Origin of the sequence: Streptomyces europaeiscabiei (genome assembly GCF_001550375.1) — a bacterium.
Taxonomy (GTDB): Bacteria; Actinomycetota; Actinomycetes; order Streptomycetales; family Streptomycetaceae; genus Streptomyces; species Streptomyces europaeiscabiei.
Genome location: NZ_LRTR01000312.1, coordinates 1 through 7,018, shown reverse-complemented (window position 1 = coordinate 7,018; position 7,018 = coordinate 1). Strand labels below are relative to the sequence as shown.

Annotated in this window: 7 protein-coding genes and 1 pseudogene; 6 read left to right on the top strand and 2 right to left on the bottom strand. The window is 71.6% G+C overall.

The genetic code is table 11. From position 1 onward, the window contains the following. The 3 genes and pseudogenes from AWZ10_RS51495 to AWZ10_RS15100 all read left to right on the top strand — a co-directional run. Nucleotides 1-445, top strand: a pseudogene (locus AWZ10_RS51495) (hypothetical protein); the annotation flags it as partial. A 208-nt stretch (nt 446-653) separates the two neighbouring features. Next, nucleotides 654-2,183: a CehA/McbA family metallohydrolase gene (locus AWZ10_RS15105; RefSeq protein WP_208618500.1), complete on the top strand. Its 1,530-nt coding sequence runs from the start codon at nt 654-656 to the stop codon at nt 2,181-2,183. A 160-nt stretch (nt 2,184-2,343) separates the two neighbouring features. Then, nucleotides 2,344-3,174 (top strand): SAM-dependent methyltransferase, encoded by an 831-nt coding sequence (locus AWZ10_RS15100; RefSeq protein WP_046709323.1) that lies wholly within the window; start codon nt 2,344-2,346, stop codon nt 3,172-3,174. Nucleotides 3,175-3,205: 31 nt separating this feature from the next. On the opposite strand, the gene AWZ10_RS15095 is transcribed toward AWZ10_RS15100, so the two are convergent. Continuing rightward, on the bottom strand, nt 3,206-4,105 hold the full coding sequence (locus AWZ10_RS15095) for an endonuclease/exonuclease/phosphatase family protein (RefSeq protein WP_060891301.1): 900 nt from the start codon (nt 4,103-4,105) through the stop codon (nt 3,206-3,208). A gap of 74 nt (nt 4,106-4,179) precedes the next feature. Here AWZ10_RS15095 and AWZ10_RS15090 point away from each other — a divergent pair, with 74 nt between their 5' ends. Then, a complete protein-coding gene (locus tag AWZ10_RS15090; RefSeq protein WP_046709355.1) occupies nt 4,180-4,563 on the top strand; it encodes a nitroreductase/quinone reductase family protein in 384 nt (127 codons plus the stop codon). 11 nt (nt 4,564-4,574) lie between these two features. Here AWZ10_RS15090 and AWZ10_RS15085 read toward each other — a convergent pair whose 3' ends face one another. After that, nucleotides 4,575-4,832 carry a hypothetical protein gene (locus tag AWZ10_RS15085; protein ID WP_046709354.1) on the bottom strand — a complete coding sequence of 86 codons (258 nt, stop codon included), beginning with the start codon at nt 4,830-4,832 and terminating at the stop codon, nt 4,575-4,577. 224 nt (nt 4,833-5,056) lie between these two features. Between AWZ10_RS15085 and AWZ10_RS15080 the strand changes: the two genes are divergently transcribed. Continuing rightward, nucleotides 5,057-6,031, top strand: coding sequence for a phosphotransferase family protein (locus tag AWZ10_RS15080; protein WP_060891300.1), 975 nt, complete (start codon nt 5,057-5,059; stop codon nt 6,029-6,031). A 308-nt stretch (nt 6,032-6,339) separates the two neighbouring features. Beyond that, the gene (locus tag AWZ10_RS15075; RefSeq protein ID WP_060891299.1) at nt 6,340-6,996 is read left to right on the top strand and encodes a GNAT family N-acetyltransferase; all 657 of its coding nucleotides are present in this window, start codon (nt 6,340-6,342) and stop codon (nt 6,994-6,996) included. Nucleotides 6,997-7,018 lie beyond the last annotated feature (22 nt).

Below are 7,018 nucleotides of genomic sequence, written 5' to 3'. Positions count from 1 at the left end.
ACCCCCGCCACCCCCGCCACCCCCGCCGAAGCACTCGGGGCCGTCGAAGCCGTATCGCCGCCCTCGCCCTCTCCGCCGGGCTGCTCACCGGCTGCGAGTTCGGCGACTCCCTGGACTGTGTCTCGAACGCGGACACGATCTCCGAGAGCCTCAGGGACATCCACCGGGCCGGATTGGAGGCGCGGCGGACCCCGCCCGCACCGGCGAATCCATCGACACCATCGACACCATCGAGAAGAACCTCGCCGAGATCACCGACCGGGCCTCGGACAGCGACGACAGCAAGATCGACCAGGCGGTCGACGACCTCGCCCAGGCGGTCCAGAACTACAACAGGGCCGTCCTCGACGGCGACCCCGACCCCGACCCCGACCCCGACCCCGACCCCGACCCCAGCAGGATCGACGCGGCCGCCGACGAACTGACCGACGTCTGCACGTCGTAAGGAGATCCGGCGCAAGGAGATCCGGCCCAAGGAGATCCGGCCCAAGGAGATCCGGCCCAAGGAAGACCGGCGTATGGAAAACCGCCGTAAGGAAAACCGGCGATTTCCTTCCCTTGCCCCGCAGTTCACCACCGCATAGGAAGGTGTCACGCACCACCCCTGCACCACCCACGCCATGTCACTCACGACCGACCTGGGGAGCAGCAGCATGTGCGACGACCACCACGGTGACGGGAACGGACTCGGAAGGCGCGCGCTGTTCGTGACGTCGGCGGCGGCCGCGCTTACGTTGGGAAGCGTGACCTTTGGGACGAGCGGCGCCGAGGCCGCGGACGGCGACCAGGAGACGAAGACCATCCGGGGGACCCTCCCCACCGGATCCCCCGACTTCGTGTATCTGCCGGTCGAAGTGCCGTCAGGAGTACGGGAGTTGAAGGTCTCGTACAACTACGAGAGGCCGAGCGTCCCGGCGGGCACCCTGGGCAACGCGCTCGACATCGGTGTCTTCGACGAGCGCGGCACGGAACTCGGCGGCAAGGGCTTCCGGGGCTGGTCGGGCGGCGCCCGCACGGAGTTCTTCGTCCGGGCGGACGAGGCGACCCCGGGCTACCTCCCCGGCCCGGTCCGCCCCGGCACCTGGCACATCGCGCTGGGCCCCTACACGGTGGCGCCGGACGGGCTGCCGTACGAGATCACGATCACCCTCACCTACGGCACGCCTGCCACGCCGGTGAAGCCGGTGTACCCGCCGGAGCGGGCCAAGGGGCGGGGCCGGGCCTGGTACCGGGGCGACTGTCATCTGCACTCCTGGTACTCCGACGGCCGTCGTACGCTCGCCGAGCTGGCGGCGCTGGCGCGCGCGGCGGGCCTGGACTTCATCAACAGCTCCGAGCACAACACCCAGTCCGCGCACGCCCATTGGGCCGAGCACGCGGGTGACGACCTCCTCATTCTGCTGGGCGAGGAGGTGACCACGCGCAACGGTCACGTGGTGGCGCTCGGCGTCGACCCGGGGACGTTCGTCGACTGGCGCTACCGGGCCCGGGACAACCGGTTCGGCAAGTACGCCCGGCAGATCCGCCGTGCCGGGGGCCTGGTCGTCCCGGCCCACCCGCACGCCACCTGCATCGGCTGCAACTGGAAGTTCGGCTTCGGCGAGGCGGACGCGGTGGAGGTGTGGAACGGCGCGTACTCGCCGGAGGACGAGGTGGCGCTTGCCGACTGGGACGGCATGCTCGTGGCGTCCGTGAAGGAGGGCCGCGGCTGGATCCCGGCGATGGGCAACAGCGACGCCCATCGCGACCCCGACCCCGTCGGCCGCCCCCAGACGGTGGTCCTCGCCGACGACCTGACCAGGGAGGCCATCCAGGAGGGCCTGCGGGCCGGCCGCTCGTACGTCGCCGAGTCGAAGGACGTGTCCGTGTCGTTCTCGGCGTCCGGGGCGCGGGGCGAGCACGCGGGCATCGGTGAGCGGCTGAAGGCGGCCCCCGACACCCCGGTCACCGTCCGTCTGGAGGCGACGGGCTCCGCCGGCTGCACCATCCGCTTCGTCACCGACCAGGGCACGCTGTTCACCTCGGCCCCGCTCCCGGAGTCCGGCACCGGCTCGGCACAGTGGCGTACGACGGCCTCGTACGCGGCGTACGTACGGGCCGAGGTCCGCCGACCGCCGATCGTGCCGGGCTTCCCGGGGCCGCTCGCGGCCTTCACGAACCCGATCTTCCTCGGGCGGGGATAGGGCGGGGACAGCAGCCAGCCGGAAGGTCCGGCGAACGTAGGGGGAACCCGCGTACGAAATACCTGTGTTGGGCCTTAGGTTTGGTTCGACACATCACGTGCGTCTGTACGGCTACGTCCGTTCGCGTGGACGCACCTGCACGGCGGAGGAGACGGCGCCCATGACCGATCACGCGACCACGCCCGACCCGGCGGCGGCTCCGGCGGCGAAGGAGAAGGTCGACACTTCGGTGCCCGCCTCCGCCCGCATCTGGAACTACTGGCTGGGCGGCAAGGACAACTACCCGGTGGACGAGGCGGCCGGCGACGCGTACGCCGGCGCCTTCCCCGGCATCGTGACCATCGCCCGCAGCAGCCGCGCGTATCTGCGGCGCAGCATCCGGCACCTGGTGGAGGTGGAGGGCATCCGGCAGTTCCTGGACGTCGGCACCGGCCTGCCCACCGCCGACAACACCCACCAGGTCGCCCAGCGCAGCGCGCCGGAGGCGAGGATCGTCTACGTCGACAACGACCCGATGGTCCTCGCGCACGCCCGCGCGCTGCTCTACTCCGCCCCCGAGGGCGCCACCGCGTACGTCGACGCCAGCCTCTACGACACGGACCGCATCCTGGAGGCCGCCGCCGGGACGCTGGACCTGTCCCGGCCCACGGCTCTGATCCTCAGCGGCATCCTCGGCCACGTCCGCGACTACGAGGAGGCGCGCGACATCGTCCGCCGCCTCCTCGCCGGCCTTCCCTCCGGCAGCTACCTCAACATCAACGAGGGCTCCCGGGGCACCGATCCCGAGTACGAGCGGGCGCAGGACGCCTACAACGAGACCGGTGCCGTCCCGTACTTCCTCCGCCCCGTCGACCAGATCACCGGCTACTTCGACGGCCTCGACCTGGTCGACCCCGGCATCGTCTCCGTACCGCTGTGGCGCCCGGACGCCCCGGACGCGGGCGAGCCGAAGCCGATCGGGCAGCACGGGGGGCTGGGCAGGAAGCCGTAGTCCACGTGGGCGGCGCGGGTGTCCGGGGTCCTCAGTGGGCCCCGGCCCCGCCCTCCACCCCGGCCACCACTCCGGCCTCCGCCCCGTCCGCCAGGTCGGCCACGACGGCCATGTGGTCGGAGGGCCATACGCCGTCGACGGGGCCGTCGCCCGCCCTGCGTACGGCGCGCACGTGCCCGATGCCGCCGGGGCCCGGTGGTCCGACGTGGATGTAGTCGACCCGCACGCTCGGCCCGAACGTCCCGGCGACGTAGGGGTTCGCCACGTCCCAGGTGGCCGACGGCGCGCCCGGCTCGGCGTACTCCCAGGCGTCGAAGAAGCACTGTCCGGGCGCGGCGGGCGCGGTCCTGTAACCGCCGAAGAGCCGGACCTCGTCGGAGTCGGGCCAGGCGTTGAAGTCCCCGGTGATCACCGGCGGGTGGGCGCCCCGGTCCCGGTGGCGGGCCACGAACTCGGCGAGCGCGGTGACCTGGTGGCAGCGCTCCGCGGACGCGTCGGTCGCGGAGCTGAGGTGGGTGGTGAAGAAGGGGACGGGTGCGCCGGGGGCATCGAGGAGGGCGTAGAGGGCGCCGCGTGTGCTGCCGCCCTCACCCGTCGGCAGCCCGATCGCGTCCCGCTCCAGGACGGGCCACCGGCTCAGCACGGCGTTACCGATCCCGACGTCCGGGTCCCCGATCCGCCGCTGCCAGCGCGCGGCGTCGCCGTACGCGCCCCAGGTCCAGTGCATCCCGAGTTCCCCGGCGAGCCACCCGGCCAGATTTCCCCCGCCGTCCCCGTTGTCCCCGCCGTCCCTGTTCTCCCCGTCCCGTTGCCAGACCTCCTGCAACCCGACCACGTCGGGCCGCAGTTCACGCAACACGGCGAGGATCGCCTTCTGCCGCTCCTGCCACGGTCCGAACCGCCACCACAGGTTCCACGTCACGACCCGCACCGGCCACCCACCACCTTCGCCCCGTACCCGATCCTGTAGTCCGTCCTTCCCACACCCCGAGGAAACCCAAGCCGATGTCACTCAAACAACGTGTCGTCACAGCCTTCCAACGCCACGTCGCCAACCCGGTCCTGCGCCGCGTCCCGCTCCAGACCGTCCTGGAGACCACGGGCCGCACCTCCGGCCTCCCCCGCCGCACGCCCATCGGCGGCCGACGCGTCGGCGACACGTTCTGGCTGGTCTCCGAGTACGGCGAGAAGTCCCACTACGTCCGCAACATCAAGGCCGACCCCTCGGTCCGCGTCCGCCTCCGGGGCCGCTGGCACGAGGGCACGGCCCACCTCCTCCCGGACGACGACCCGGTGGCCCGCCTGCGCACCCTGCCCCGCATGAACAGCGCGGCGGTACGGGTGCTGGGGTCGCACCTGCTGACGGTACGGGTGGACCTGCGCGGCTAGGCAGTTGCGAGTCAGGTGTCCTCGGGCTCCAGCTCGAACGTGAAGTAAACGCTCAGCGTGTAGGGCTCGTCCTCGTCGTACGCGAAGTCCCATGACACGTCCACCAGGAAGACGTCGTGCTCCCCCACCCACTCGTGGGCCTTCCTGAAGGCGTCCGCGGCGCTGGTGGCCGGGAACAGCTTCCTGGCCATGGGATGCACCTGACTCTCGGCATCGGAGTCGTCGAAGCCCTTGGGAACGTGCAGGCAGAGGTCGGGGTCGCGTTCCACGGACTGCGTCCTTCCGGTCGGTCGCCGTACGAGTCGACGGAGGCCGACCCTCCGGACACGACGCCCCGTAAGACCACCGCTCCCCCGAACAGGTTGCTTCAGCCGGGACCAGAGCCGGCGCGTGCTCGGATCCGGAAGAAACCGATCGCCCCCACGTCGATGCACCCGTAGGGTGCGCGGACTGTCGTGGCGGAGAGGCGGTTCGGAACGTGGCATCCAGGTCAGTGACGCGAGAGCAGTTGGCGGGTGCGGCGCGGGCCGCGCTGGGCGGCGGACGGCGGCTGGAGGTGGTCGAGCGTGTCGCGGGCGGTAGTAAGAAGGGCGTGTACCGCCTGGTGATGGACGACGCGACGACGGCGATCGCCTACCTGTGGGACGTCGCCGAGAACTACTGGCCCGCCGCCGAGGGCGACGACGACCTCACCGACCCGTTCTCGCCCGGCCTCGGGCTCGATATCTTCGAGGCCGCACACGCGCGGCTGGACGCCCTCGGCGTCCGCGTTCCGGCGATCCGTCTCGTCGATCGTGACGGCGCCCACTGTCCGGCCGACCTTGCGATCGTCGAGGACCTTCCAGGCGAGAGTCTGGAGGAGTTGCTCGCGCGCGACCGGCGCGGGGCCGCTCCGGTCATGGCCCGGCTCGCGGAGTTCCTGGAGGCGATGCGGCTTCACCGGGCGCCCGCGTACGGCAAGGTCGCCGTGGTCGACGGAGGAGGAACGTCGCGCGGTACGTCCTGCGAGGGGGTGGTCCTCGACCGAGCGTTGCGGGACCTCGCCGAGGCAGCCTCCCGCGATCCGCGGATCGCGGACGCCCGGCACCAGTTGGAGGAGCGGCTGCTGGACCTGGCGGCGGCGGTGCGGCCACGCGCGGACCACGCGGTCGTACACGGCGAACTGGGGCCCGACCACGTGCGGGTGGACGCGGATGGGAACCCCGTGGTGATCGACATCGAGGGATTGATGTACTTCGACGTCGAGTGGGAGCACGTGTTTCTACGGATCCGCCTGCACGACGCGTACCGGCCGCTGTGGGTGGCCGGACTGGACGAGGACCGGCTCGCGCTCTATATGCTCGCGCAGCGGCTCTCGCTGACGGCGGGGCCGCTGCGGCTGCTCGACGGGGACTTCCCTGACCGGGCGTTCATGGCGGGCATCGCCGAGTACAACCTGAAGCAGGCGCTGGAGCTGATTCACACCTGAATTCCCGGTGTCCCCGCATCTTCGCTGAAGCGGGCCGGGCGGTCGGTACCGGGTGATCCGACACCGAGGCCGACTGAATCGGGATCGCGTCAGCCATGCGGCCCACGGCAGGGGGCGAGTCCCACCACCGACCATCCGGAGAGCGCCCGCACCGGCACCGGCCCGCCCTTCCCCCGAACCGAATTCACGCGACACGGCACCACCGCTCTGGAACGCTGTGCCGTCGGGGCCCGGGCGGTGCACAGCCGCACGCCGGGCGCGAACGCACCATGAACGCTGTACCGGCACTCGATTGGCGTTGGCGGCAGATGAGTTTCAGGTTTGAGGGAGCGGTTCTGGAGGGCACGCGCGTGCGCCTGGAGCCGTTGGATCACCGCCACGCGGCGGATCTGGCCGTGGCGGCTGAGGAGGACCGGAGTTCGTACCGGTTCACGTGGGTGCCCAGGGCGGCCGAGATCGAGGCGTACGTCGACGCGCAACTCACCCGTGCCGCCGACGGGCAACTGGTCCCGTACGCGCAGGTCGAGCGGGCGTCGGGGCGGGCGGTCGGGGCCACTGGCTTCTTGGATCCTCGGCTGTGGCCGACGGGGGGCGGCGGGCTGTGCGCCATCGAGGTGGGCTACACCTGGCTCGCGGCGTCGGCCCAGGGGACGGGGCTGAACACCGAGGCCAAGTACCTGCTGTTCCGGCATGCCTTCGAGCGGTGGGATGTCGCACGCGTCGACCTGAAGACGGATGCGCGCAACGGGCGTTCGAGGGCCGCGATCGAAGGGGTGGGCGCCCGCTTCGAGGGCGTCCTGCGGAACTGGTCCCGCTCCTGGGCACCGGGGGAGGACAGCCGCCTCCGCGACTCCGCGATCTTCTCGATCACGGCGACGGAGTGGCCGGACTGCCGGACGGCGCTGGAGGCTCGCCTCGCCCGCGGGGCGGGCGCCGACCCCAAGCGCGCTCCCGCCGACCACTGACGACTGCCCACCGGCCCCAGCC